Origin of the sequence: Paenibacillus sp. FSL H8-0034 (assembly GCF_038000305.1) — a bacterium.
Lineage (GTDB): Bacteria > Bacillota > Bacilli > Paenibacillales > NBRC-103111 > Paenibacillus_S.
Window position 1 is genome coordinate 236,566 of sequence record NZ_JBBOBS010000001.1, and the last position, 25,935, is coordinate 262,500.

The following is a 25,935-nucleotide window of genomic DNA, read 5'->3' on the forward strand; positions in this document are numbered from 1 at the left end:
TGCCAAAAAAGCCATTCCAAGGAGTGGCTTATCGTTTCAAACTCCACCACTCCTCGTAATAGCTCACCTCATTAAACCGCCATAAGTCCTCCTCTAAGTCAGCTGTGGAGTCTTCCTTACCTGATCTACTCTTTCAGATATGAGCTGCACCAGTTCAACAACACGACTCGCATAGGCCCATTCATTGTCATACCAAGCTAATACTTTAATTTGATCCTGCATGACCATAATGGAAGGGCCATCGATAACCGCTGATTTAGCGCAACCGATATAATCGGCAGATACGAGGGGCTCATCTGTATAACCAACATAGGGTGATAAGCTTTGCTCCGATGCCTCTTTCACGACGGCTTTGACGTGCTCCAGGCTGTAGGGCTGAGAAACCTTCACCGTCAAATCGATCAATGACACATCCTGTGTCGGAACACGAAGTGAAATTCCCTGAATATGAGAGGCCAAATGGGGAAGCACGTCTGCAAGTGCCTCACCCACCCCTGTTGTTGTAGGAACAACGGACTCGGTGCAAGCCCTTGCTCTCCGTAGATCCTTGTGAGGATTGTCCAAATGATGCTGGTCAGCTGTGTAGGAGTGGATGGTCGTCATCCAACCTGTTTGAACCTCAAACGCTTGATCCAGAATCAACAAGACAGGGGACAGGCAGTTGGTTGTACAAGAAGCTGCGGACAAAAGCCGATGCTTACTTGGAACATATTCATGATCATTGACTCCCATCACGATAGTCAGATCCATCTGTTTGCCTGGAGCCGTGATTAAGACATGAGATGCACCCGCTGCGATATGCTTGCTGGCTCCTTCCCTGTTATTAAACTTGCCTGTTGCATCCACAGCTAGCTGTACATCACAACGCTCCCATTGGATACGTTCAGGATTCCGTTCCGAAATCATTTCAATCTGTTGTTCATTAATGATTAAATGTCCATCACGTACCGAGATATTGGCGTCCCATCTTCCGTGTACGGTGTCATATTTCAAAAGGTGAGCAATCGTCTCAACCGGATAAACGCAATTCAGCGCTTTTAACTGAACTGTTGGCTGCTGATCCGAGCAAATTTTCCTGACCAACAGTCTTCCGATTCTCCCCATTCCACTAATTCCTACACCAAGTCCCAAGTTAAAGTCCCCCTTATACGATTATATATAATACGCTTCATTTGATATTTATTGTATACTATTCAAAGCATATTGTACATAATAAAATCATATAATACGTATAACAAGATTTATTAAGCTTTTATATTTATATATTGTGTACTATTGTCATGGAAAGTGGTTCCCGGTCAATTTAAGGGGATAGATCCCCTACTGCTCTAGTGCTTATGCACGCCGCACGCAAAAAGCCACTCTGACGAGTGGCCTGCTTAGCAAGTATAGGCTTCAATTTAATCTACGAGCAGGTTGTTATCCTGACCAAGCTGGATTACGAATTTTGACGATGGCACTCTTCCATGACAGCAATTTGCTGGCGTACCTGTTGCGGTGTAACCTCAAGTGCTTTACCATGTACGATGGTCTCATACAACATGCCGTAAAAGCTCTGTGCCATCGTATGGAATAAATCCTTTCCTTGGTCTGCAGGGATATCCCAGCTTTCCTCATACCACTTCAGCTGTTCACGGCAATAGGCCGGTTCATTTTTTTCATTGACCAAAGGTGTAGTCACTAATTTCAGTTCCCCAGCTTCCTCCGGCTTGAAATATTTCCAATTCAGCTGTGCTGTGCTTCCCTTGATACCGCCGTTGGTTCCTTGCACGTTATAGGTAAAGCTCGGGTAGGCGCAGCAGGAGGAAATCTCGACATCAATGACAGGACGCCCATGTCCATGCAGGATCACCTTAACATAGTCCTCGGCATCGCCAGCTGTATTCGCACGGTCCATAATGGAAGTCACATTAGGCATCGCCTCACTATCAAAAAACTGGAGTGCTTGATCCACCGGATGGGGTCCCGTGTTCAAGAGATTTCCGCCGTTATTCGTGCGTAAGGTTTGCCAATCCCATCTTCTCGCAAAGTTGTTATAGGCAATGCTGACCTGGACCACTCTGCCGATAACGCCAGATTGTATAATTTCCTGAACTTTACGATACGCAGGCGCATACCGCGATTGCTGATACACCGCAAGCAGTTTCCCTGTTCGCTTGGCAGTATCAATCAGGATGTCGACCTCGGCTGCCGTTCGAGCGAGCGGTTTTTCACACAAAACGTTAAAGCCGTTCTCCAAAATCTCTTTGGTAATTGAATAATGGAAATTACTGGTTGATGCGTTAATAATTAAATCCAGGTCGTTTCTCTTAAAAAGATCATGATAATCTGAATACACATCGCAATTCAGCTCTTGCTTGGCTCTTGCCAGCCGTTCCTCCAACAGATCCGCTACAGCAACAATTTCATATTGCTCTTTGATTTGACTTAATGAATAAGCATGTATATCCCGGCCACTACGTCCTTGGCCTATAATAGCTACTCTGACCTTATTCATACGTTGACCTCCGCTGATAAATTGCGCATATATTGTACATACTGTGGAAAAGCAATCTCGGGATTTTCCAATTCCGGATGCCATTTTTTCTCCCATTCCAATGTGAAGTAGCCTTGATAACCTTCACGTATTAATAGCTTGTAAATCTCCTTCAGTGGAATATCGCCTTCTCCGGTCAAGCAATATTGAAAATCTTCACCACCGCTAGCTCCTGCACGTGAATCCTTCACATGCGTGTACTCGATCCATGGCCCTAATGCATTCCAGCTATCCTTCGGCTGTTCCCCTACCATGCGATACGGATGATGGACATCCCACAATACGCCAACAGCTTCAGTATCCACCTGCTCCAGCACCTTCTTCATATCAACGCAAGAAATCCAATCATCATGCGTTTCAATCAGAAGCTTAACCCCATACGATTTGGCGATTTTGGCCATTTCACCGACATGCAGAACAACCTGCTGAATAGCCGTCTCACGGTTCGTATCGCCAATTTTACCGCCAAACACACGAATATAGCGTGTACCAAAAAGCTTGCAAAGCTTCGAAAATTCGGTGATCTCTTGCATATTTTTCTCCAAATTTTCTTGCGAAAATAAATGGACGGAGCTTGAAAAGCAGGATACACGAAGACCTGCAGCCGTGATTTTCTGAAGTGTTTGTTCCACCTGCCCGGAAAATTCGGGAAGCTTGTAAATATTCATTTCACCTGTTAAACCTCTGAAGTCAATGGCGTCAAAGCCGTATTGTGCGGCGCTGGCAATAATTTTGTCTAAGGGCCACTCAGGGCATCCTAAAGTGGTAAATGATAATTTCATGTAGGTTCACTCCATTATTAATAAGGATGGGTCCAGCTCATGATCAACCGTTTTTCTTTTTGTAGGATTCGTTCATTTCTTGAATAATTTTATTAAAATTAGCATCTGTCTTTAATTGTTCAACAAACTTGTCGTAGTTGGCGGATGTTTCCTTGCCTACGATCATTTTGACCTTCATATCGATAATTTTCTTTTGGTATTCAGGCCAATATTTGACCCAGGCATCCGAGTCCACGCCGATCGACGGATCCAGAACCGCGGATTTAGAACGTTCGTCAATGATCTTGGTGTGTTGATCGTAATAGTCTTTAGGAATGCCGGCCTTATAGGCTTTTTGGTATTTGTCGTATTTCAGGAAAATTTGTCCCATCGCCTGCTGAGAGACGTTATCTTTCTTAGCTTGCTCCGTAGGGATCTTAAAGCCGTCCTGCTCGGTAAAGTGAACATCCTTAAAGCCGTAATTAGCCAAATCGGAGCCTTCATCAGAAGCGCCGTAATCCATGAATTCCATGATTTTCTTCACTTTAGCCTCAGGTACCTTCTTGGGAATCAAGAACATACCAAACGAGCCTGGGTCTGTAATCGTTGTACCGTTCAAGGACGTAAGTGGTTTCACGTAAGCATCGGGCTTTTGCTTCCTGAGCTCGGCAGTTGATTCCCAGGCCTGGTCCATAGGAACGGCATCCAGACCGCCTTTGCCTGCCTTCATCATATCCAGCGTCTGCGTTTGCTTCAGGATACTGAAATCCTCAGGGATCAGCTTTTCCACATACAGCTTATTCAAGTACACAAGAGCCTCTTTTTGTGAGGGCAGGAAGATGATAGGTGTTAATTTCCCATCCTCCAGCTTCCAGTCTCCGAAGGTTTTCGTGAAAGCCGTTTCGATCACATTAAATTTCCCTATCCCTGTCGGGTCTGTATATCCGAGAAAGCCGTAGGTGTCGTCTTTTCCATTGCCATCAGGGTCCTTGGTTGCAAAAGCCTTCATCACTTCATACAGCTCATCTGTTGTGGTAGGCTCCTTGAGTCCGAGCTTATCCAGCCAATCCTTGCGGACATTCAACCCGGTTTGCCCATATACAGGTCTTACACGCGGGATTCCATAGTTTTTACCATCGCCGAATGCGAGGTTTTTCCAGGTAAGCTCAGGGAATTTGACCAGGTTCGGATAGTTTTTGTACATAGCTGTCAGATCCCAGAAAGCGCCCTGCTGCGACATGCTTTTAACCAACGGATATCTTTGCGGATAGTCGGCAAGAATCAAATCCGGCAAATCCCCTGATGCCAACGTTACGTTCAGCTTGTCGGCATAGTTATTCGGCGATACCCAAGTGATTTTCAGCTTGGTGTTCGTGCGTTTTTCAATCTCTTTGATAATCACATTATCTTCACCTGGGGGTTCCTGCGAGAAGAATGTGGACATAATGCTGATTGGCGTAGGTGCTTCTTTTTTGTCACCTGTGCTGCTTGTCGATCCCGGATTCGAACTGCAAGCCACGGTTGTTACCAATAATACAGCTGCAGACATGACCGGAATTGTCTTCATAACTGATTTTTTCTTGAAAATCATCTTTATGACCTCCTCAACATGTTTATATATCATTCCTTAACAGAACCAACCATAACGCCTTTTGCGAAATGTTTCTGCAGGAATGGGTATACCAGAATAATGGGTACTGTGGCAACAACAACGGCTGCCATCTTCAAGGTTTCCTTCGGCATTTCTTGCTCAGAAGCGATTTGGCTGGCAAGGTCGCCACCACTGGTCGAGGAATCGATCAGCATATTTTGCAGCAGCACCTGAAGTGGCCACTTGTCGAAATCATTAATGTACAAAATCGCGTGAAAAAATACGTTCCAATAGCTCACCGCATAAAACAGCCCAAATGCCGCCAGGGAGGGTAATGACAAAGGAAGAATGATCTTCACCCAAATTCCCATGTCATTACATCCGTCGATGCTTGCTGCCTCCTCCAAACTTACAGGAATACTGTCATAAAAGCTCTTCATCAGGAAAATGTACCAGCCACTCGTTAACGCAGGAATGATTAATGACCAGATACTATTAATGAGCCCGAGGCTTTTGACAACCAGATAAGGTGGAATAATACCGGGATTAAACAAGATCGAGATCAAAACCAGCAGCAATAACGTCTTTCTGCCCCTCAATCGCCTTCTGGATAACGCATAAGCAAAGCTGGATGTAACCGCAAGACTCAGCACAGTTCCGACAATAGCAAGAAATGCACTGTTGGCTCCTGCCTGGATAAAGGCTCCGGTGGATAATAAATACTGATAGTTCACTAGTGTCCATTCAGTCGGAAAGATGAAAGCCCCCGCTTTTTGGATGTATTCTGAAGGTGTTGCAAAGGATACCAATACGATATATAGAAAGGGGATAATCGTAATAACCCCGGCGAAAGTAAGTATGCTTGTGACCGCAAAGTCGAAAGTCAATCCCCTGATATTTCTTTTCATTGTCCTGCCCCCTTAATATAAGCCATCTTCGCCGAATTTCTTGGCCAACCAGTTGGTCGATACGACCAGAATCAAGGCCACTACCGATTTAAAAAGTCCGACGGCTGTTGTAAAGCTGAATTGGCCATTTTTGACCCCCATTCGGAATACATAGGTTTCAAATACGTCTGAAACACTGGAGACCGCACTGCTGGTCATTAGATACACTTGTTCAAATCCTACGTCCATCACTTGTCCAAGACGCAAGATCAATAAGGTAATGACGACATTTTTAATGGCTGGCAGGGTCACATACCACATTTGGTGCAATCGATTCGCACCATCCATCTTGGCTGCCTCATAAAGCGCAGGGTCCGTTCCGGCAATCGCCGCCAAAAAGATAACAGTTCCCCATCCCGCTTCCTTCCATATCGATTGCAGTGTAAGCATAATCCAAAAATAATCCGGATTCGTCAGGAAATCGATTTTATCGAAGCCCATCATGACGACTACATTATTGACAATCCCTCCGGTACGGGAAAATAGGAGGAATGTCATACCCGCAATAATGACCCATGAGAAAAAGTGGGGTAAATACACAACGCTTTGAATCGTTGATTTAAATTTCATATTTCTCACTTCGTTTAATAGGAGAGACACAACAATGGGTACCGGGAAGAAAAACACAAGATTCAACAGGCTGATCATCATCGTATTTCTAAAGAGATTCCAGAATTCGCTGCCCATAAAGAAGCGTTCAAAGTTCTCAAATCCCACCCATTTGCTTGCCAAAAAGCCTTGATAAGGAGAGTATTCCTGAAATGCGATCAGAATGCCACCCATGGGGATATACTTGAAAATAAGAAAATAAAGAATTCCAGGAAGGGCTAGCAGATACAAATATTTATCCCGCAGAATGTCTTTTACTGCTAATTGTGATTTACTTTTGCTTCCTGCTGGCCCGGTTTTTTTATCTAATTCTGATACTGTGTTTGGCATGCCATACCACCCTTCTTTCATGTACAGGTTTCATGCTCTCAATGTACAGGACAGTGCCATTTCTCACAATCCAACAATTTCTCAATATGATTAACTGGCATATCACTTTTTCCTTTGGGCTGGATTTGGCGTGTTTTTGCACGAAAAAAGGCTATATGCTGAACGCATTATAGCCCTAAACCCGATTCCCGATATTCACCAGGTGTCATACCTTCTGACTTCTTAAATAGTTTGTTGAAGTAGGAGGGCTGGTAGCCCACTCTGGCTGCAATCTCGGTAACCTTCAAATCGGTATTTCTTAACAGCTGCTTGGATTTCTCCAAACGTACCTCGGTCACATAGTCGATAAAATTTTGATTGGTGACTTCCGCAAAGACAGCGCTTAGCCTCTTCGGTAAAATTCCGATTTGATCTGATAAATATTCCAGCGAAATATCTCTCATATATTCCTGATCAATGATGTCCTTAACTTTGCGGATCGTCTGCTTCATCTCGATCCCCTGCTTTTCCGACAAGGTCTGGAGAAAGGGGTGAATGACGACATTGACAAACCACTTGTTGATTTCGTCGATTTCCTTGAGCTTGAACAGCTGCTCATACAGATTGATACCTTGCTTCGCGCTGGCATGTGCGACGTCCAGCTGCATCATCGCTCGTAAAACACTGCTAAGCAATTGAGCCATATATTGTTGAATCTGAAAGGCCTTCCCGGTATTTTGTGTGAGTACCAGCATAAACTCATTCCAATTTTGAATCGTTTCTGCTTCAGCCCTCATTTGGAGCGCATGGATGAGCTCTTTTTCAATTTGATAAGGATAGTCCAGATTCTCTTTGACATACGAAATGAAATCATCGGTGCTCAGAATTTGACCATGCTCCCCAATATTACGGAAATGCAGGCATTGTTTGACCTCATCCAGGGCTTTGGGCAGCTCCTTCAGCTCATGGACCGGTCTGCTGATCCCTACCGCCACATGAACACCCAATAACTTGGTAATCATCGTGATGACCTCATTTGAAAACCTGAAAAGCTCGCTCTTGATCTGTTCCTTGGGCTTATCCTGTTCAAAGGATACGAGCAAAGACACCGTTAAGTTATGCAGATTGATCGTCTCCATGTTGGCTTTATCCGTGGAGAGCTCCTCAATAATATTAGCTGCTGCGAAGGTGACCAGCTGCTCGTCCCCCTCCACAAACCTTTTGCTAGTTTCGGAAAATGGGGATAATTGAATGAGCAGCAGAGCAAACTTCTTATCGACAGTATCCCAGCCATGGACCTCCATTCGCTCCCGCAGCTCCTTTTCAGAAAAGAAATACAGCTGACCTTGAATCAATTGCAGTAAAAAGCCCTTTTTCATACTGTAACGATTCTCTTCCAACAGGGACTGGAACAGCTGGCTTTCACGGGTAATATTGAGCCATTTGTTTTCTATATATTGGATCTCATCGGACCGATCCTCATCCTGCGTTTTGCTGCTGATATTCCCTCCAAACATTTGAACCAACCGCTTGATCGGGCTGTACATACGCTGCGAGGCAAACCAGGACAGCAAGGCTGCTATAAGTACTCCCAGCATACTGACACCCAGCATCAGCTTGGATGTTAACGTGATAGGCTCCACTAATTGGGATAGCGGTGTGGCGATGACGTATCGCCAACCTGTTCGCGAGAAGGTAGCCGTGGCAACTGAATACTCCGCCCCCTCCCACTTCACTGTAAAAGACTCGGAGTTGATTTCGTTTTTCAGCACCTTGCTTTTTATATAATCCTTTAAGGGCTGTCTGGCTGAGTCTGACTCTTTACCGGACGTAATCCAATCGCCATTCGGCTTCATAATAAAGGAAATGCCATCCTCATAAGGAGTCAGATGCGTAATTTCTTTATCAATCAGGCTTTTATCCAAATAAACCAATAAGGCTCCGTAAGGCCTCGTACTGACAAATGGAAGCTTATGAATCAACACTTGGGGAAACAAAGAGCCTCCACTCGGTGAATAGCTCTCCGCATCAGCCCAATACATCAGCTCCCCCGATTTCAGAATCGATGCATAGGCCGACTGGTTGGGCTCATCTTTGAGCCGAGTGGCACCCCTATCATTAGAAATCAGCAGCTGTTGATTTTCCAAATACAAATCGATCCGCATAATCATAGTATCTGAGCTTTGAGCAATGGCTAACAGTCTGTAGATGTCCTGGGTGACCCGAAATTCGTCTATAAAATTGATGTCCCTCAGATTTTCATCGAATAGGGAATTAGCCGCCCCTTTGTCCACGGTCATCTCGAGCTGAGAGAACTGCTGATCAAACCGCTTAAAAACTTGCTCAAGCTGATACTGATTTTTCTGATACACCTCCTTTTCCACCTGCTTGATTCCAATAAAATAAGTGCTAATTCCAATAATCGCTGTCGGTAAACTAGTAATTATTAAGGCAAAAATCAAACTTTTGCGAAAATAATTCCCTCTCAAGCTGCGTGTGTAATTTTTTAGTTTAAACATGGACCCTACATTCATACCCCATTCTCCTTATATGCATGAAATAAATAGAAATGAAGGCGCTCAACAAAATACAAGTCCCACCTGCATGACCGTCCTAACTATAATGTTCGACATTATTTTTTGTCTTCCTCCTATCAGAATTTGTGAACAGTTAGCCGTTGAATACCCTTCTGGTTTGCCTGACACAGATAGAGTGAAATCATTATTAATTTTACATTTATTTACATTTTATCGCAAATTAAAGCTCCTACTCTGTACAAAAAAACGAAACCCCTATCGAGCGCGGGCTTCGTCTCCTTGGCAACTATAGTCTGTTCAATTACTTACAAGTACAGCATCCACCTGTATAGCCATACTAGCCGTCGTACTATGGGTAGCAAATTGAATGGGATTAATGAAGAGCACGACTGCCCTGCTGTCGAAATTCGCTTGGACTTAGTCCCGTTTCCCTCTTGAATTGATTGCTGAAATAGTGAATGCTGGTGTAATTCAACTGTTCGGCAATCTCACTGAGCGTCTGTTCACCAAGAAGCATCTGCTTCGCTCGCTTCATTCGTTCCGAGATTAAATAATGCTTGGGTGTTCGTCCCATCTCTTCCTTAAAGAGCTTCGTAAAATGGATTGGATGGTACCCGCACAGATTGGCGAGCTGCTCGACCGTCCACGACTGCTCAGGATGGATGCGCATCATTTCAAGCGCCGATTCTATTTTACTGGCTTTTCGCATAAAGGCTTGATCCAGTACATGGCGCATGAGGCTTGCGATAAGCTCCATCAGCAGAGCTCGCAGCACGAAGGCATATCCTGGCTGCTCCAGCTGATATTCCTTCACGATTCTTAAGAATATCTGCTCCAGCTCAGGAAGATCAAACCAGGGAGGAATGGCGATACTGCCATACTCGGGTATATCCATATGATACGCCGGAGCCTGACAGGAAAGGTCCTCGAAGGCGCTTTCCCGAATGCGGTAAGCCGGATGGACGGGTACCGGTGAAGGATGGGACCAATGAAAATGAATGCTGTAAAATAATGCCTCTGAAAGGGTATTTAGCTGATTTGGGCTGTCAGGACCAAAGAGCACACACTCCCCCGCCCTGATCCGCTGCCGCTTTTGGTTATACAGAAGCTCTGCTTCCCCCTCGATAACATAAAAAAACTGCCAGTCGGGGATCGTTCTGGGCCCCCAGGTTACATGTGCGTCCACTCGGCTGCGGTGAGCGAAATTAATCGTTGGGGTCAGCGTCAGAAGGGAACCTACGTTCATTAGTAAGCCACTCCTACTAAGATATTGGAAAAGTGTAAATGCCTCTTGGTTTTGTCTAAATACGTACCGTTCACATGTTCTTATACTTCACTATATCACCACAAATAAGCTGGTTTCAATGAGAGGAGAATACTACATGCTGCACGCGTCACAGATCGAGGAATTTGAACGGAACGGATTTTTAAAAGGTGAGGTTATGCTGGATGACAGCGAGGTTGAACAACTGCGTGCGGAGTTGGATCTCGTTATGGAAGGGAAATCGGTCAAGCAGCCGGTTCTAAACCGTAATATGAAGGAAGGCGAATCCCCCTATGACGGGATGAAAATGGTCGCCAACGAGAAGGTCATTCAAATCGTCAATATCTGGATGGTAAGTGATGCCTTTCTACAGCACGCAGGTCATTCCCGTATTTGCGAAGAGATCGCTCAGCTATGTCAGACCGATACGCTTCGTATATGGCATGATCAGATTCAATACAAGCCACCAGTAACAGGCGGACCGACGGCATGGCATCAGGATCACCCGTTGTGGCCGATCATTCAGCCTGCCGATCTTGTCAGCGCGTGGGTTGCCCTTGATGATGCAGTTATCGAGAATGGCTGCATGTGGATGGTTCCGGGGAGTCATAAATGGGGAGATCACCAAAAATATTTGGCCAGCAACGAGCAGTTTATGCCTTATCACCGTAAGCCCGAATTACTCCCGGAGGGAGCTGATCTGACGGCAGTTCCCTTTGAGATCAAGAAAGGCCAGGTTGGCTATCATCATTCCCTGACCTGGCATGGAAGCCCGAATAATCGATCAAATATGAAACGCCGAGCCATTGCTGTCCATTATATGCCGGGTCATACCCGCTACGAGCCGTCCGGAAAACATCCGATGCTGCCCTATGTCGATATTAAACAGGGAGATATTTTGGCTGGAGAGCATTTTCCAGTTGTATACCAAAAATAATGACCACTACAGACGGGTCGCTGATACCAGTACAATGCGGTAGGCAGCTATATTCGTTCATGGGAAGGCCGCGGCTCCGAGCCGGGCCAGCTGCTGGAGCCGCACGGGATTTCTGTCAATTTGCGCGGCAAATGAACCAGAGCTGAGTGTGCGTAGATTCCCGCGGAGATATCTATGTAGTTGAATGGACTGCTGAGGGTCGCCTAACGAAGCTGATCCGACAAAGGGAGTAGAACCAGCGATATATCCAATTGTTGTATCCTTTACTCCGTAGGATGGATTGGTTCTCAGTTACTTGAGTTCAACAGCTCTTACGAACGAAGCCTCCTGCACAATCGGCAGCAATTGCTCCACTCTATAAGAGCCCGGAAATCTTACAATCATCTCCAACGTAATGTCTTCTGAGCCAATACCACTACTTTCGGCTTGAAAGCTTAGAATGGAAATATGTTTCTCTTCCAGCAGCTGTTGAATTTGGGATGTCGCCCCTGGCTCATTCGTAATTCGAATAACCAGCTGTTCCGTTTTGGGGGAGGATAACCAATTGAAGCGACCATGTAAAAGCTTTTGAGCGACAAAAATAATGATAGCCACACCTGCCCCCAATACGTACAAACCAGCTCCAATAGCCATACCTACCCCTGCAGTAGCCCATATCCCTGCTGCAGTGGTAAGTCCTTTTATAGTCAATCGCTGCATAAAAATCATCCCTGCTCCCAGAAACCCTACTCCGCTCACGACCTGAGCAGCAATACGCGATGGATCGAAGGCTACATTCTCCCACCCGTTCTGATCCTGAAAACCATATTTAGAAATAATCATCATCAGAGAAGCACCGAGTGCAACAACAAAATGTGTACGAATCCCCGCTTCCTTCATGCGATTTTTTCGTTCATACCCAACCAACGCGCCACAAATTCCTGCTAAAATAACCCGCAGCAAATACTCATATTGCATCATGACCAGCCTCCACACTTTTAATATTTATCAATGAGTGCGCTTCCCTATCAGGGGTTAGCACGAATAAGGTAATCTGTCTTTCATATTTACTGATTTAATGTGTTTCATATTACACCTGTGTTTCAGATAAATAAAGTTCTGCGATCTCTCGGTAATAGCGAGCAAAGGGAAATCTTGTTATTGACGTTGGTCAAGTCTATAGCAGACTCATCTCTCTGTCACCATGTTTGAAAACCAAAATTGATAAATTTTTCTATCAAATTTTTGTAAAATGCTGTATATTAATCAGTAATAGTATGTATATTACATAATTTTTGTCGTAAAAAGGAGAACTAAATCTTGGATAATCTCATGCTAAAAAGAGATCTTACGTCAGAACAGCTGTCGATGGTTGCCAGCGAAGTGGAAATTAGAAAGAAAAGCAAGATCATCACTTATGTATTATGGTGGTTTACTGGCGTTTTAGGAGGTCACCGTTTTTATCTTGGTGATATCGGTTATGCTATCTGTTTGCTCTTATTTGGATGGCTCACATTCTGTATCTGGAATGTGGTAGACGTATTCTTCATTGGTAAACGATTGGAGCAAAAGACTACACAGCTTGAATATGAGGTTATTCAACGAGTCAAGCTTGTTACTGGATCCAAAGCTGCCTCTGTATAAAAGTAAAAAGCCATACGTTAGCCCTGCTAGGACTGTTGAGAAAAACTCAACAGTCTTTTCTTATTGCTGAACTTTAATTTATGAATGGGGACCAAGCCGCTGCACACGGATTAGATCCCTTTAATTTAAATGGCTGTTACGGTACTGAATTGGAGTTAATCCCGTTATCTTTTTAAAGAGACGACAAAAGTAGGGGAAATTAGGTATACCGACTAACGAACCGATGTGTTCCACAGATTTCGATTCCGTTTTTAACAACCAACAAGCTTGTCTTATTCTGCGAGCGATCAGATATTCGGTGATGTTGCCCCCTATTTCGGATCGAAACAGATGAGAGACATGGTGCTTAGAAAGATGAAGTTCTTCGGCTAAGGCGCTGAGGTCAAAAGGTTCTGTATAATGCTCCTCTACCCAATTCATAATTTTCTCAGCATGGCTCTCAGGACGTGCGGCTCCACCGAAACTACCATTATGCAAGGATTTGAGATAATCTAAAATGTTGAGAATCAACATAGAGGCAGCTTCGAGTTCTATCTCCCTATCCCACGAAAATAAATCTTTAAAACGTTCAAGAACACCCGAAATATAACCCATGTCGCGATCCATACGAAACACCTGATTGGAAAGTTGTTCTTTCCACACCTGTTCATAAAAACGAAAGAGGAGAGGGAAATTTTTAAGAAATGGTGCAAAGGTTGAGGGTTCAAAATTCAAAATCGTGCGCTCATAAGGACATTGATTAGTATCAAATTGAACACGATGTAACTGGAAAGGTTGGAAAATTACTACGCTTCCTGATTCCAAATTATAAAGCTTGCGGTTGAGGGTCAGATTGCCTTTGCCTCGATGGACAAATAATACCTCGATGCCTTTGTGATAATGGTAAAAAACATAAGGTTTTTCTGTGGTTACAATTCCATAACGAAGTTCTAACGCCCTTTTATTTAAAACACGAAATCCCTTATCTATACTTTCTGGGAATTCCATCCAATTACCTCTCCCCAATAATGATTTTTTTCAATTATAACAATAGCGTGATATTTTATAATAGAAAGCTATAACTTTTTATTTTAAAAATAGATTACGATTACATTATTGATGTGAACTAATTATACGTTATTGTGCTGGATGAACTAAAATTAGATATGCCAAGAATGGAGAGGGTGAACATGTTGATGATGAAGCAATTTTGATCATGAATAAGGCAAGTGAAAGAACGGAAGGATTGTTAGTTGATTATTTTCCATATGTGAACTCCATCCAAGAAATTAGTGACGGAATAAGAAACACATTCGACAAACATTTAAAACAAGTCGATCAGGAAGATATAATGGTTTTAAAAATGGTTAATGAAGCTGCTGCATGGCATGCGTTTGAATGTATAAGACGGTTTTATAAGAACAAGGCCAATCATTTTTAATTATTCTCTTTTTCACTACGACTCCTACAACAAAGTGTTCGCCAATTATTGCCGCACTCGACTGATGAGCCGGTTAATATTGAACAAAAAAAAGCCACACCGAAGAGTGGCTTATCATCTAAATTAGAATAGTTGAAATGGCGTACCCGAGAGGGATCGAACCTCCGACCTACAGTTTAGGAAACTATCGCTCTATCCTACTGAGCTACGGGCACGCGGTAACTAATATTGTACCACAAAGCATCGTCAGAAAAAAGTCTCCGTCCAAACTTGTTTGAACCAGTTTTACCACCTATATCAATTGAATTTATGATTACATCAACGTAACTAACGCAGCTTATCTTAACTACTTATATCTTATGGAAATACTTGGTACAATAGATTAAGCTGTACATCATGTTTATCTACTTCTACGGTATTGAATACAGCTTAAATCACGATCTATTGGAGGCGAATTTAGAATATGACAATTCCACACCGTCAATTAGGCTCGACTGGCCTTTCTGTTAGCGCTATCGGAATGGGAGGCATGCCTTTATCGATCAACGGTAGACCTTCAGAAGAGGAAGGCATCAAGACCATACATACGGCGCTCGAACAAGGGATTACCTTTTTTGATACAGCCAATGCTTACTGCTTGAATAACGATGATTTTGGGCATAATGAACGATTGTTAGCCAAAGCCTTGCAGCAGCATCCCCAAGCGATAATTGCCACCAAAGGCGGCCTTACTCGTCCTGATGGACGCTGGGAACCGAACGGTCATCCGGACTACTTGCGTCAAGCTTGCGAGGATAGCCTATTGGCACTCGGTTTGGATTCAATCGTATTGTATCAATTCCATCGTCCCGATCCTGCAGTTCCTTTTGCAGAATCTCTGGGTGCGTTGGCTGAATTGCAAAAGGAAGGCAAGTTGATTCATGCTGGGCTTTCCAATGTGTCTGTAGCCCATCTGGAGGAGGCCAAAGGGATCATTGAAGTGGCCAGTGTGCAAAACCGAATGAATCTGTTTGACCATTCATCAATCGATGTTCTCAAATACTGCGAGGCCAATCAAATCGCATTTTTACCCTATAGCCCGCTTAATGGTATTAGCAAAGCAGGCCAGATCGGCAGCAATCCCGTCCTTTCTCGTATCGCAAATAAATATGAGGTATCTGCTCAACAGGTTGCTCTGGCCTGGCTTTTGCAGCTTTCACCTGTGATTATTCCGATACCGGGTGCAAGTCGTGGCAGCAGCATTGCCAATAGCGCCAAAGCTGCTGAAGTTGTTTTGTCTGCAGAGGATATTGCAGAATTGAATACAATCGGACAGCAGCAGGCATAGATCTTGGATTCATTTCAACCTATATTAGGCTTATTATCATCATGCAAGCGACAAGAAGACATCTTAATCCGTGTCTTCTTTTTTTTATAGAAACCTACAGTCTCTCATATATCAATTGACAATGATAATCCTTATCAATAAAATATTAGATATTCATTATCACTTATGAAGGATGTGTCATTCATGTTAATTGAAACCATAACCATAATTGTAAAAGAGGGTACCTCCGATAAAGTTGTTGATCGCTTCAGTCAAGAAGGAGCTGTCGAAAAGTCTCCCGGGTTCATCGATTTAAGCATTCTGGTGAAAAAAGTGAGACGTGGCGATGAAGAGGTTATCATCATGATTCGATGGGAATCCGAAGAAGCCTGGAAAGCGTGGGAAACTAGTGAGGTCCATCTGGAAGGTCATCGGAAAAGCAGAGGCCAGCCCAAACCAGAGCATATTATAAGCTCCAACCACAGCATGTATGAAATAAGGGCAGTTAAAACCGCTATTTAGTATCTGACCTCAATCCTAAAGACCTCATTAATTTATATTTTCTTTTTAAATTCTTCATGGTAGAATGAGGAAACTATACGAATGAGGTGTGGCGACATGTCAGATGTTTGTCGGTTCTATGTAGTTTATAATGATTTCACGATCACCATTTGTTCGGTTTTTGATGACGTTTGTGAAGAACTGGCTGTCGGGGGTACCATTTATGGCTATACCGATAATGAAGATGTTGCCCACAGCATGATGATGGAGTGTTACCAGCATTTATCTACAAATAACATGTAACAAATGATATGTAACAGGTTAGCCTTTCCTTTTGTCGGTTTAATCGAACAATCCAATATGCCGTACACGATCTGATTACCTTTTTGCGTACAAGCGGTGTAGGAAAAGACTGTTGAGCAGCCTCAACAGTCTTTTTTGTAGGCCTGGCACCTAAGTTACTGTCTGTTAACTACCTTCACCATGATTGTTTCGGGAATGGTTTGCCTGCTTCACTTTTTTAGAGCCCGCTAAGGGCTTGTTCGGTTGATGGTCAACGTTTTCCCCTCGGTCACCGCTGGGCGATTGGACCGGTTGTGCAATATTTTTTGGCATATCTGAGTGCCTCCTTCTTAATGATGAGTTACAGCATGCAGCTGCTGCGCACATTCATGAATATGACGTACGTAATCCTCAATCAGTGTTTGAATGATTTCAGTCTGCTCATTGACGTGCACTCCGTCCTGCTCAACATCAATAAACTCTACTTTAACCTCTCTGGAGTCCTTGTACACGCATTTAAAATCAAAGCTATACAAAGATCGACCTTCTGTCTGAATATTCACCCAGAGGGCATTTGCGTCTGCCTCATCGGCTTTTACCTCTACACGGTCCGATAAGTTTAATACAGTAGGCATCGCGTCTGACCATGCCTTCACCAATTGAGTTTGATCTATAGCCAAGCTTTCCGTTTTTATCATCTATTGAACACCTCCACACCCTTTAAGGTGCGATAGACCGCAATATTATATACCCTCTAACATAAGGCAATAAAAGACATTAAAATTAAAAAAGCCGCATACCCTTTTTAAAAGGATACACGACTGTGAACAGCTATGTAGAACGGGAAGGGGTATTCTCTTTTCATTCAAGGCCACTAGTGCCTATCGTTTGGCTCTTATCACTGAATCCATACCATTAAAATAAAATGGCGGAGAGGGTGGGATTCGAACCCACGGAGACCTCACGACCTCGGCGGTTTTCAAGACCGCTGCCTTAAACCACTCGACCACCTCTCCAGGTGACAAAAAGCATTGTATCACAGAACAGCATCAATTATCAAGCTTTTCTCACTAATTATTTGCTGATCCTAGTAAGATTATTCATATAAGGTCTCAGCACTTCGGGAATGATCACACTTCCGTCCTCTTGCTGATAGTTTTCCAGTATAGCTGCAACCGTACGACCTAATGCGAGACCCGATCCATTCAAGGTATGAACGAACTCCGGCTTCGCTTTCGCATCACGACGGAAGCGAATATTCGCACGTCTTGCCTGGAAATCCTCAAAATTACTGCAGGACGAAATTTCTCGATACATCCCGCTGTTTGGCAGCCATACTTCCAAATCATACGTTTTCGCCGAAGAGAAGCCCAGATCAGCCGTACACAGGTCCAGTACACGATAAGGAAGGCCTAGCAGCTGCAACACCTTTTCTGCATCAGCAGTCAGCTTTTCCAGCTCATCGTAGGACTGCTCTGGCGCCGTAAGCTTGACCAGCTCAACCTTATTGAATTGATGCTGGCGAATCAGGCCGCGGGTATCCCTACCCGCAGAACCGGCTTCTGAACGGAAGCAAGCACTGAAGGCGACGAATTTTTGCGGCAACTGCTCACTCGTCAAAATATCATCACGATAAAAATTCGTTACTGGAACCTCTGCCGTCGGAATCAGAAAATAATCGGTGCCTCCCAGCTTAAATACATCTTCCTCAAATTTGGGAAGCTGTCCGGTTCCAGTCAAGCTGTCGCGGTTTACAATGTACGGTGGCAGCATTTCCTCGTACCCATGCTGATCACTGTGCAGATCCATCATAAAATTGATTAGAGCCCGTTCCAGTCGCGCCCCAAGGCCTTTATAAAAAACAAACCTGGAGCCGGTTACCTTCGCAGCAGCCTCAAAGTCAAGAATTCCCAGCTGCTGTCCGAGTTCCCAGTGAGCCTTAGGTTCAAAAGAGAATACAACAGGCTCGCCAACACGGCGAATTTCCACATTATCTTCCTCTGAGCTGCCAACTGGCACACTTGTGTTCGGAATGTTCGGCATAGCCATGATGATTACGTTAAGATCCGCTTCCAATATACGAATCTCATCGTCCAACACCTTTATTCGATCGCCGACACCCTTCATTTCCTCAATTAGCGCATCTGCGTCCTGCTTGGCTTTTTTCAAAGCGGCAACTTCTTGAGAAACGACATTACGGCGATTCTTTAACTGTTCCACTTCCTGCAGCAGCTCTCTACGTTTCGAATCAAGGCCGGTAAAACGACTGATATCGTCCAGCGTTTTGCCGCGATTTTTCATCGCCTGCACGACGCGTTGCAAATCGGCTTCGGTTCGGAACAACTTTACATCTAACAAGGAGACCCCTCCTGCTTCGCTTCACGTACCATCTCGAGGAAATAAGCATGCATCCGTTCATCATCAGTCAGCTCAGGATGAAACGAAGCTGCCAATAGATGCCCTTGACGCGCAGCAACGATCTGATCGTGATAAGTAGCTAACACTTCAACGCCTTGGCCGACTTCGTTAATTAAAGGAGCCCGAATAAATACAGCACGGACATCGTCCGCGATTCCTTTAATAACCAAATTCGTTTCAAAGCTTTCACGCTGCCGTCCAAATGCATTTCGGGCTACCTTCATATCCATAAGCTCAAGATGAGCTTCCGGCTGCCCTTCGATTTCCTTGGCAATCACAATCAATCCAGCACAAGTACCAAAGATCGGCTTTTTTTGTTTCGAGAATGCACGTAAGCTATCGATAAAATCATACGTCCGCATCAGCTTGCCAATCGTGGTACTCTCACCACCGGGAATGATGATTCCATCCAATTCATCCAGCTGTTGAATGGTTTTCACAATAATGCCTTCTCCGCCGGCCTTTTCAATTAATCGTATATGCTCAGCTACTGCTCCTTGAAGAGCCAATACACCTATCTTCATCATTGTCACCTCAACCGATCCTTACCAGCCGCGTTCTTGCATACGTTGTGTCGCATCCAGCTTGGAAATTTCGATACCCTTCATTGGAGCACCCAGGTTCTTGGATACTTCTCTGATCAAGTCGTAATTCGTGTAATGCGTGGTCGCTTCCACAATCGCTTTGGCAAATTTCTCAGGATTCTCCGATTTAAAAATACCAGATCCTACAAAAATTCCATCTGCTCCCAAATGCATCATCAAAGCTGCATCCGCCGGAGTGGAAACACCACCTGCCGCAAAGTTAACGACTGGTAATTTACCTGTTTCATGAATTTGCAGCAATAGTTCATAAGGTGCACCAATGTTTTTGGCTTCAGCGAACAGCTCATCCTTGGACATCGATTTCACCTTATTAATTTGACCGACAATCATCCGCATATGGCGAACTGCCTCTACAATATTACCCGTTCCCGGTTCGCCCTTCGTACGAAGCATCGACGCACCCTCAGTAATTCTACGTAAAGCTTCTCCAAGATCCCTTGCTCCACATACGAAAGGAACCGTAAACTCTCTTTTGTTAATATGATAAACCTCATCAGCAGGCGTTAATACTTCACTCTCGTCAATATAATCGACACCCATGGACTCAAGGATCTTCGCCTCTACATAGTGTCCAATCCGCGCTTTAGCCATAACCGGAACCGTAACTACTTTCATTACTTCTTCCATAACGGTAGGATCAGCCATACGAGCTACCCCACCGGCAGCACGAATATCCGAAGGCACTCGCTCCAAAGCCATAACAGCGGAAGCTCCTGCTGCTTCAGCAATTTTTGCTTGCTCTGCATTCATGACGTCCATAATGACGCCACCCTTTTGCATTTCTGCCATACCTTTTTTTACACGCGATGTACCTGTTTCCATTTCCGTTTCCTCCAAACATATATACGATAATTTTTAATAAATCCACAAACCACTAAACAATCATTTTACAGGAATACCATGGAATATACAATCCGTTAGCAGGTATTTCTTAAGACTTGGTACCTGCCAGCATATCACTAAAGAAGCTGCCAATTGCTCTGAACATCAATCTGAACCAGCTCGCCTGTACCACATCCGCAGTAGCAATTAAATTCGTCGTCTTTTCGTACCCCTGGTAGTTTACTTTAACCGTTCCGAGTACATCACCTTTGGTGATCGGAGCAACAAGCTTGCTTTCATCCACAGCTGCTGCCGTAATCTTGAACTCTTCAGGAGCAGCTCCCTTTTTGGCAACCAACGAAACTTCCTCTTGAGTAGCAAGACCTACTTGCAGTTCTATGCCCTTTTTAATATTTACCACTTTTAACGAATCTATTTCTGAATTCGCTGCCAGCACCTGTTTCTTTTCAAAATTGTTAAATCCGTAATCCAGCACCTTGCGTGTTTCCTCAAAACGCTTTGGTTCTTTGGGAGTTCCCATCACCACACTGATTAAACGGACCCCATTGCGCACTGCCGTACCTGTAAAGCAGTACCCTGCATCATCCGTAGACCCTGTTTTTAATCCATCCAGACCGGGATATGCATATTTCTTAAAATTCGTATTATCCTTATTTCCCTCCAGCATCCAGTTCCAATTTATCATTGGCGTTTTATCTTTTTCGCGAAATTTCTTCGATGGAATTTTGGTCGTCTCCAGAATCTCTGGATAATCCTTAATAAGATTATAAGCTATGAGTGCCGCGTCTTTTGCCGTAAGCATGGTTTCACCCTGTAATTCCTTGGGTGCATATTTGCCTAGATCAGCCCTTGATAAGCCTGTTGCATTAATAAAATGGGCCTGATCCGATAATCCAAACTGCTTAGCTTTCTCGTTCATCATTTTCGCAAAATCTTCTTCAGTACTGCCACTGACAAACTCTGCTAGTGCCACCGATGCATCATTTGCCGAATAGATCGACATCGCCGAGAACATATCCCTAAGACTTACTTGCTCTTTAAATGCCAACAAATCTCCAGAGCCGATAACATCAGCAGCATATTGACTCGTTGGAACCATATCATCTAATTTATGTTTACCGCTTTTTACCGACTCCATCACCAAATATTCCGTCATCATCTTCGACATACTTGCAGGGGGGAGCGCTGTGTCTGAATTAAACTCGTATAAAATTTGTCCTGTGGCAGCATCCATCAAAATAGCCGATTTGGCATCCAGCTTCAAATCAACCGCTTCGGCCGCCATCGCAGGCTGGGATTGGATCACCGCCATCGAGCCTATTTGGACAAGAAGTGCAGTAGCCAACACCATCGACACGCGTCTTACCGACAATAACAACATTATCAACTCCTATTTTCATTCTACAAACACGTATTTCTTATTGTACCACAAGCCAACAAGCCTGTTCAAAAGCAAGAAGATGGCAGCCAGCAGGGCCCCATCTTCTCATAGCTTACTTTTATTATGAATAGTTCGGAGCTTCCTTCGTAATTTGTACATCATGAGGATGACTTTCCCGCAAGCCCGCACCTGTAATTTTGATAAAAGAAGTTTCGTTAATCAAGGCATCAATCGTGCTTGCCCCGCAATAACCCATGCCGGAACGCAATCCACCTATCAGTTGAAACACTGTATCTGCCAAAGGACCTTTATAAGCAACGCGTCCCTCAATACCTTCAGGTACCAGCTTACTTTCATTTTCTTGAAAATAGCGATCCTTGCTACCCTCTTTCATAGCACCCAAAGATCCCATACCTCTGTATACCTTAAACTTTCTGCCTTGATAAATTTCCGATTCACCAGGACTTTCATCTGTACCCGCAAACAAACTTCCAATCATTACAGCACTAGCTCCAGCAGCAATGGCCTTTGTAACGTCCCCAGAGTACTTAATCCCGCCGTCTGCGATAATAGGCACATTATATTCCCTGGCCACAGACGCACAGTCGTAGATTGCCGTAATTTGCGGGACACCGATACCAGCAATAATTCGGGTTGTACAGATGGAACCTGGTCCGATTCCTACCTTAACCATCGAGGCTCCTGCTGCAATTAGATCTCTAGTCCCTTCCCCTGTAGCTACGTTGCCCGCACATATAGGAAGAGTAGGGTATTGCTCACGAAGCTTTTTTACCGTTTGAAGAATATGAATATGATGACCATGTGCTGAATCCACGACGATCATATCAATTCCTGCTGTAACCAGCGCTTCTGCGCGTTCCATTACATCCTTGGATACTCCAACTGCTGCGCCTACAAGTAATCGCCCTTGCTTGTCCTTCGCAGAATTCGGGAATTGGATAGCTTTCTCAATATCCTTAATCGTAATAAGGCCTTTTAACGTATTATTCTCATCGACGATCGGCAGTTTTTCAATTTTATGCTTCTGCAAAATCCCCTCCGCCTGACTCAGCGTAGTTCCCACAGGAGCTGTTACCAAATTCTCACGTGTCATAACATCCCCAATCAAGATGGAGTAATCATGAACAAAACGAAGATCCCGATTGGTCAAAATACCTACCAATTTTTTATTCTCATCCACAACCGGAACTCCGGAAATGCGATATTTAGCCATCAACTCTTCAGCATCATACACATGGTGGGCTGCAGTCAAAGAAAAGGGATTCGTAATAACTCCACTTTCCGAACGTTTAACACGATCCACTTCCTCTGCCTGCTGGGCAATGGACATATTTTTATGAATAATTCCAATTCCACCTTCTCTCGCTATGGCAATAGCCAACTTAGACTCCGTAACAGTATCCATAGCAGAGCTAAGTAGGGGAATATTCAGTTTAATGTTGTCAGCTAATTTTGTAGAAATATCAATCTCTTTTCCAAAAACCTCCGACTTTCTCGGTACTAGCAACACATCGTCAAAGGTTAAACCTTCTTTTTCAAATTTCGTATTCCACACAACCATAATCCTCCTTCAATTTTCGTAGCTGCCGTAATATATGATTGCAATCTTATCAAAAGGGCTTTTTTCATGTCAAGTATATATTATGACAGTCCCTATAATTAATATCAACACTTAATGCTTCCTCATTACTTACCTTATTTGAAAAGGTCATCAAAACTTCTTATTAGTATAGCCTAACAAGCTTAGAAATCATAAATAAAAAAACCTTTCCAGATTTTCATCCAAAAAGGTTCCTTATAACTGTGCTTGGCAACGTCCTACTCTCCCAGAACCCTGCGGTTCAAGTACCATTGGCGCTGAAGGGCTTAACGGTCGTGTTCGAGATGGGAACGCGTGGTTCCCCTTCGCCATCATCACCAAACGGGATTTTTCGAAGCGTTACTTCTTCGAAATTACTGCGAGAAAATATCCATCCTTACAAAGGACAGGCAGCTCAGAGTTTGCTCCCTGAAAACTAGATCCGAAACTTACACTTTACGCTTGAGCAGCGCGTCTCACTCGCTTTCGCTTGCAAGACTCTTTCTTGGATAAGCCCTCGACCGATTAGTATTCGTCAGCTCCATACCTTGCGGCACTTCCACCCCGAACCTATCTACCTCATCGTCTATAAGGGGTCTTACTAATTGGGAAATCTCATCTTGAGGGGGGCTTCGCGCTTAGATGCTTTCAGCGCTTATCCCTTCCGTACGTAGCTATCCAGCCGTGCTCCTGGCGGAACAACTGGTACACCAGCGGTACGTCCATCCCGGTCCTCTCGTACTAAGGACAGCTCCTCTCAAATTTCCTGCGCCCACGACAGATAGGGACCGAACTGTCTCACGACGTTCTGAACCCAGCTCGCGTACCGCTTTAATGGGCGAACAGCCCAACCCTTGGGACCTACTTCAGCCCCAGGATGCGATGAGCCGACATCGAGGTGCCAAACCTCCCCGTCGATGTGGACTCTTGGGGGAGATAAGCCTGTTATCCCCAGGGTAGCTTTTATCCGTTGAGCGATGGCCCTTCCATTCGGTACCACCGGATCACTAAGCCCGACTTTCGTCCCTGCTCGACCTGTTTGTCTCGCAGTCAAGCTCCCTTGTGCCTTTACACTCTGCGAATGATTTCCAACCATTCTGAGGGAACCTTAGGGCGCCTCCGTTACATTTTAGGAGGCGACCGCCCCAGTCAAACTGCCCACCTGACACGGTCCCTGCACCGGATTACGGTGCGAGGTTAGAACTCGGATACGATCAGGGTGGTATCCCAACGTCGCCTCCACACAAGCTGGCGCTCATGCTTCTTTGGCTCCCACCTATCCTGTACAGATCGTACCCAAGTTCAATATCAAGCTGCAGTAAAGCTCCATGGGGTCTTTCCGTCTTGTCGCGGGTAACCTGCATCTTCACAGGTAGTAAAATTTCACCGGATCTCTCGTTGAGACAGCGCCCAAGTCGTTACGCCATTCGTGCGGGTCAGAATTTACCTGACAAGGAATTTCGCTACCTTAGGACCGTTATAGTTACGGCCGCCGTTTACTGGGGCTTCGGTTCATAGCTTCACCTTGCGGTTAACCACTCCCCTTAACCTTCCAGCACCGGGCAGGCGTCAGCCCGTATACTTCGCCTTACGGCTTCGCACAGACCTGTGTTTTTGCTAAACAGTCGCTTGGGCCTTTTCACTGCGGCCCCCTCGGGCTATTCACCCTACCGAGGCACCCCTTCTCCCGAAGTTACGGGGTCATTTTGCCGAGTTCCTTAACGAGAGTTCTTCCGCGCGCCTTAGCATACTCTGCTCGCCCACCTGTGTCGGTTTGCGGTACGGGCACCTTCTCCCTGGCTAGAGGCTTTTCTTGGCAGCTTGAACTCATGACCTTCGCTACTGCAATTTTCGCTCCCCATCACAGCTCAGCCTTATCGATGTGCGGATTTGCCTACACACCAGCCTCGCTGCTTGGACGGACATCCATCAGTCCGCGTCACTATCCTTCTGCGTCACCCCATTGCTCATAACGGTTCACGGTGGTACTGGAATTTCAACCAGTTGTCCATCCACTACGCCTTTCGGCCTCGCGTTAGGTCCCGACTTACCCTGAGAGGACGAGCCTTCCTCAGGAACCCTTAGGCTTTCGGCGGACAAGATTCTCACTTGTCTTTTCGTTACTTATACCGGCATTCTCACTTGTGTAGTGTCCAGCGCTCCTTACGGTACACCTTCAACCTCTACACAACGCTCCCCTACCCAAGAACAATTACTTGTTCGAGCCATAGCTTCGGTGGCAGGTTTAGCCCCGTTACATTTTCGGCGCAGAGTCACTCGACCAGTGAGCTATTACGCACTCTTTCAATGGTGGCTGCTTCTAAGCCAACATCCTGGTTGTCTGGGCAACTCCACATCCTTTCCCACTTAACCTGCACTTGGGGACCTTAGCTGATGGTCTGGGCTGTTTCCCTCTTGACCATGGATCTTAGCACTCACGGTCTGACTCCCGGATAAAAGTCTGT

23 protein-coding genes, 2 tRNA genes and 2 rRNA genes (1 of these 27 only partly in view) are annotated in these 25,935 nt (G+C 44.8%); 6 read left to right on the top strand and 21 right to left on the bottom strand.

Translation table 11 applies throughout. From position 1 onward, the window contains the following. Positions 1-93 precede the first annotated feature (93 nt). The 8 genes from gap to NST47_RS01090 form a co-directional block, all read right to left on the bottom strand. On the bottom strand, positions 94-1,131 hold the full coding sequence (gene gap, locus NST47_RS01055; RefSeq protein WP_341153572.1) for a type I glyceraldehyde-3-phosphate dehydrogenase: 1,038 nt from the start codon (positions 1,129-1,131) through the stop codon (positions 94-96). Positions 1,132-1,438: 307 nt separating this feature from the next. Further along, positions 1,439-2,497: a Gfo/Idh/MocA family protein gene (locus tag NST47_RS01060; protein ID WP_341153573.1), complete on the bottom strand. Its 1,059-nt coding sequence runs from the start codon at positions 2,495-2,497 to the stop codon at positions 1,439-1,441. Then, complete coding sequence (locus NST47_RS01065) at positions 2,494-3,318, bottom strand: sugar phosphate isomerase/epimerase family protein (RefSeq protein ID WP_341153574.1); 825 nt, start codon at positions 3,316-3,318, stop codon at positions 2,494-2,496. Before NST47_RS01065 ends, NST47_RS01060 begins: the two co-directional genes overlap by 4 nt. A 43-nt stretch (positions 3,319-3,361) precedes the next feature. Continuing rightward, positions 3,362-4,888, bottom strand: coding sequence for an extracellular solute-binding protein (locus tag NST47_RS01070; RefSeq protein WP_341153575.1), 1,527 nt, complete (start codon positions 4,886-4,888; stop codon positions 3,362-3,364). 29 nt (positions 4,889-4,917) lie between these two features. Then, on the bottom strand, positions 4,918-5,796 hold the full coding sequence (locus NST47_RS01075; protein WP_341153576.1) for a carbohydrate ABC transporter permease: 879 nt from the start codon (positions 5,794-5,796) through the stop codon (positions 4,918-4,920). Between the two features lie 12 nt (positions 5,797-5,808). Then, positions 5,809-6,774 carry an ABC transporter permease gene (locus NST47_RS01080; protein WP_341153577.1) on the bottom strand — a complete coding sequence of 322 codons (966 nt, stop codon included), beginning with the start codon at positions 6,772-6,774 and terminating at the stop codon, positions 5,809-5,811. Positions 6,775-6,941: 167 nt separating this feature from the next. Continuing rightward, complete coding sequence (locus tag NST47_RS01085) at positions 6,942-9,287, bottom strand: helix-turn-helix domain-containing protein (protein ID WP_341153578.1); 2,346 nt, start codon at positions 9,285-9,287, stop codon at positions 6,942-6,944. Between the two features lie 376 nt (positions 9,288-9,663). After that, on the bottom strand, positions 9,664-10,536 hold the full coding sequence (locus NST47_RS01090) for a helix-turn-helix transcriptional regulator (RefSeq protein ID WP_341153579.1): 873 nt from the start codon (positions 10,534-10,536) through the stop codon (positions 9,664-9,666). Positions 10,537-10,672: 136 nt separating this feature from the next. Here NST47_RS01090 and NST47_RS01095 point away from each other — a divergent pair, with 136 nt between their 5' ends. Next, the gene (locus tag NST47_RS01095) at positions 10,673-11,491 is read left to right on the top strand and encodes a phytanoyl-CoA dioxygenase family protein (protein ID WP_341153580.1); all 819 of its coding nucleotides are present in this window, start codon (positions 10,673-10,675) and stop codon (positions 11,489-11,491) included. A 291-nt stretch (positions 11,492-11,782) separates the two neighbouring features. On the opposite strand, the gene NST47_RS01100 is transcribed toward NST47_RS01095, so the two are convergent. Next, positions 11,783-12,451: an MgtC/SapB family protein gene (locus NST47_RS01100; RefSeq protein WP_341153581.1), complete on the bottom strand. Its 669-nt coding sequence runs from the start codon at positions 12,449-12,451 to the stop codon at positions 11,783-11,785. 339 nt (positions 12,452-12,790) lie between these two features. On the opposite strand from NST47_RS01100, the gene NST47_RS01105 reads away from it, so the two are divergent. Continuing rightward, the gene (locus NST47_RS01105) at positions 12,791-13,114 is read left to right on the top strand and encodes a TM2 domain-containing protein (RefSeq protein WP_341153582.1); all 324 of its coding nucleotides are present in this window, start codon (positions 12,791-12,793) and stop codon (positions 13,112-13,114) included. A gap of 120 nt (positions 13,115-13,234) precedes the next feature. On the opposite strand, the gene NST47_RS01110 is transcribed toward NST47_RS01105, so the two are convergent. Next, the gene (locus tag NST47_RS01110) at positions 13,235-14,101 is read right to left on the bottom strand and encodes an AraC family transcriptional regulator (RefSeq protein ID WP_341153583.1); all 867 of its coding nucleotides are present in this window, start codon (positions 14,099-14,101) and stop codon (positions 13,235-13,237) included. 208 nt (positions 14,102-14,309) lie between these two features. Here NST47_RS01110 and NST47_RS01115 point away from each other — a divergent pair, with 208 nt between their 5' ends. After that, positions 14,310-14,534 (top strand): hypothetical protein, encoded by a 225-nt coding sequence (locus NST47_RS01115; protein WP_341153584.1) that lies wholly within the window; start codon positions 14,310-14,312, stop codon positions 14,532-14,534. A gap of 138 nt (positions 14,535-14,672) precedes the next feature. Here NST47_RS01115 and NST47_RS01120 read toward each other — a convergent pair. Continuing rightward, positions 14,673-14,749: transfer RNA gene (locus tag NST47_RS01120), tRNA-Arg, on the bottom strand. A 248-nt stretch (positions 14,750-14,997) separates the two neighbouring features. On the opposite strand from NST47_RS01120, the gene NST47_RS01125 reads away from it, so the two are divergent. From NST47_RS01125 to NST47_RS01135, 3 genes are all read left to right on the top strand, one after another. Beyond that, on the top strand, positions 14,998-15,861 hold the full coding sequence (locus NST47_RS01125; protein ID WP_341153585.1) for an aldo/keto reductase: 864 nt from the start codon (positions 14,998-15,000) through the stop codon (positions 15,859-15,861). Positions 15,862-16,044: 183 nt separating this feature from the next. Next, positions 16,045-16,362, top strand: coding sequence for an antibiotic biosynthesis monooxygenase family protein (locus NST47_RS01130; protein ID WP_341153586.1), 318 nt, complete (start codon positions 16,045-16,047; stop codon positions 16,360-16,362). A 96-nt stretch (positions 16,363-16,458) separates the two neighbouring features. Further along, entirely contained in the window at positions 16,459-16,644 is a 186-nt protein-coding gene (locus NST47_RS01135; protein ID WP_076233594.1) for a hypothetical protein, read from the top strand. Between the two features lie 165 nt (positions 16,645-16,809). On the opposite strand, the gene NST47_RS01140 is transcribed toward NST47_RS01135, so the two are convergent. The 10 genes from NST47_RS01140 to NST47_RS01185 form a co-directional block, all read right to left on the bottom strand. Continuing rightward, positions 16,810-16,956: a small acid-soluble spore protein P gene (locus tag NST47_RS01140; RefSeq protein WP_341153587.1), complete on the bottom strand. Its 147-nt coding sequence runs from the start codon at positions 16,954-16,956 to the stop codon at positions 16,810-16,812. A 17-nt stretch (positions 16,957-16,973) separates the two neighbouring features. Beyond that, positions 16,974-17,321 carry a hypothetical protein gene (locus tag NST47_RS01145; protein ID WP_076233596.1) on the bottom strand — a complete coding sequence of 116 codons (348 nt, stop codon included), beginning with the start codon at positions 17,319-17,321 and terminating at the stop codon, positions 16,974-16,976. Between the two features lie 228 nt (positions 17,322-17,549). Continuing rightward, positions 17,550-17,639: transfer RNA gene (locus tag NST47_RS01150), tRNA-Ser, on the bottom strand. Positions 17,640-17,697: 58 nt separating this feature from the next. Next, entirely contained in the window at positions 17,698-18,981 is a 1,284-nt protein-coding gene (gene serS / locus NST47_RS01155; RefSeq protein ID WP_341153588.1) for a serine--tRNA ligase, read from the bottom strand. Then, on the bottom strand, positions 18,975-19,565 hold the full coding sequence (pdxT, locus tag NST47_RS01160) for a pyridoxal 5'-phosphate synthase glutaminase subunit PdxT (RefSeq protein WP_317259339.1): 591 nt from the start codon (positions 19,563-19,565) through the stop codon (positions 18,975-18,977). Before pdxT ends, serS begins: the two co-directional genes overlap by 7 nt. 21 nt (positions 19,566-19,586) lie before the next feature. Further along, a complete protein-coding gene (gene pdxS / locus NST47_RS01165; RefSeq protein ID WP_076233599.1) occupies positions 19,587-20,468 on the bottom strand; it encodes a pyridoxal 5'-phosphate synthase lyase subunit PdxS in 882 nt (293 codons plus the stop codon). A 109-nt stretch (positions 20,469-20,577) separates the two neighbouring features. Then, entirely contained in the window at positions 20,578-21,870 is a 1,293-nt protein-coding gene (locus NST47_RS01170) for a D-alanyl-D-alanine carboxypeptidase family protein (RefSeq protein ID WP_341153589.1), read from the bottom strand. 121 nt (positions 21,871-21,991) lie between these two features. Further along, positions 21,992-23,446 (bottom strand): IMP dehydrogenase, encoded by a 1,455-nt coding sequence (gene guaB, locus NST47_RS01175; protein WP_341153590.1) that lies wholly within the window; start codon positions 23,444-23,446, stop codon positions 21,992-21,994. A gap of 250 nt (positions 23,447-23,696) precedes the next feature. Beyond that, positions 23,697-23,813, bottom strand: a 5S ribosomal RNA gene (rrf, locus tag NST47_RS01180). 162 nt (positions 23,814-23,975) lie between these two features. After that, a 23S ribosomal RNA gene (locus tag NST47_RS01185) occupies positions 23,976-25,935 on the bottom strand; it runs 963 nt beyond the window's last position.

Coding starts and splice junctions, on each gene's coding strand:
- NST47_RS01115 (WP_341153584.1), top strand. CDS start 14,310: ATGAATAAGGCAAGTGAAAGAACGGAAGGATTGTTAGTTGATTATTTT.
- NST47_RS01080 (WP_341153577.1), bottom strand. CDS start 6,774: ATGCCAAACACAGTATCAGAATTAGATAAAAAAACCGGGCCAGCAGGA.
- NST47_RS01090 (WP_341153579.1), bottom strand. CDS start 10,536: ATGAACGTAGGTTCCCTTCTGACGCTGACCCCAACGATTAATTTCGCT.
- pdxT (WP_317259339.1), bottom strand. CDS start 19,565: ATGAAGATAGGTGTATTGGCTCTTCAAGGAGCAGTAGCTGAGCATATA.
- NST47_RS01125 (WP_341153585.1), top strand. CDS start 14,998: ATGACAATTCCACACCGTCAATTAGGCTCGACTGGCCTTTCTGTTAGC.
- NST47_RS01145 (WP_076233596.1), bottom strand. CDS start 17,321: ATGATAAAAACGGAAAGCTTGGCTATAGATCAAACTCAATTGGTGAAG.
- NST47_RS01100 (WP_341153581.1), bottom strand. CDS start 12,451: ATGATGCAATATGAGTATTTGCTGCGGGTTATTTTAGCAGGAATTTGT.
- NST47_RS01060 (WP_341153573.1), bottom strand. CDS start 2,497: ATGAATAAGGTCAGAGTAGCTATTATAGGCCAAGGACGTAGTGGCCGG.
- NST47_RS01130 (WP_341153586.1), top strand. CDS start 16,045: ATGTTAATTGAAACCATAACCATAATTGTAAAAGAGGGTACCTCCGAT.
- NST47_RS01085 (WP_341153578.1), bottom strand. CDS start 9,287: ATGAATGTAGGGTCCATGTTTAAACTAAAAAATTACACACGCAGCTTG.
- NST47_RS01065 (WP_341153574.1), bottom strand. CDS start 3,318: ATGAAATTATCATTTACCACTTTAGGATGCCCTGAGTGGCCCTTAGAC.
- NST47_RS01110 (WP_341153583.1), bottom strand. CDS start 14,101: ATGGAATTCCCAGAAAGTATAGATAAGGGATTTCGTGTTTTAAATAAA.
- NST47_RS01075 (WP_341153576.1), bottom strand. CDS start 5,796: ATGAAAAGAAATATCAGGGGATTGACTTTCGACTTTGCGGTCACAAGC.
- NST47_RS01170 (WP_341153589.1), bottom strand. CDS start 21,870: ATGTTGTTATTGTCGGTAAGACGCGTGTCGATGGTGTTGGCTACTGCA.
- pdxS (WP_076233599.1), bottom strand. CDS start 20,468: ATGGAAACAGGTACATCGCGTGTAAAAAAAGGTATGGCAGAAATGCAA.
- NST47_RS01095 (WP_341153580.1), top strand. CDS start 10,673: ATGCTGCACGCGTCACAGATCGAGGAATTTGAACGGAACGGATTTTTA.
- NST47_RS01135 (WP_076233594.1), top strand. CDS start 16,459: ATGTCAGATGTTTGTCGGTTCTATGTAGTTTATAATGATTTCACGATC.
- NST47_RS01070 (WP_341153575.1), bottom strand. CDS start 4,888: ATGATTTTCAAGAAAAAATCAGTTATGAAGACAATTCCGGTCATGTCT.
- NST47_RS01140 (WP_341153587.1), bottom strand. CDS start 16,956: ATGCCAAAAAATATTGCACAACCGGTCCAATCGCCCAGCGGTGACCGA.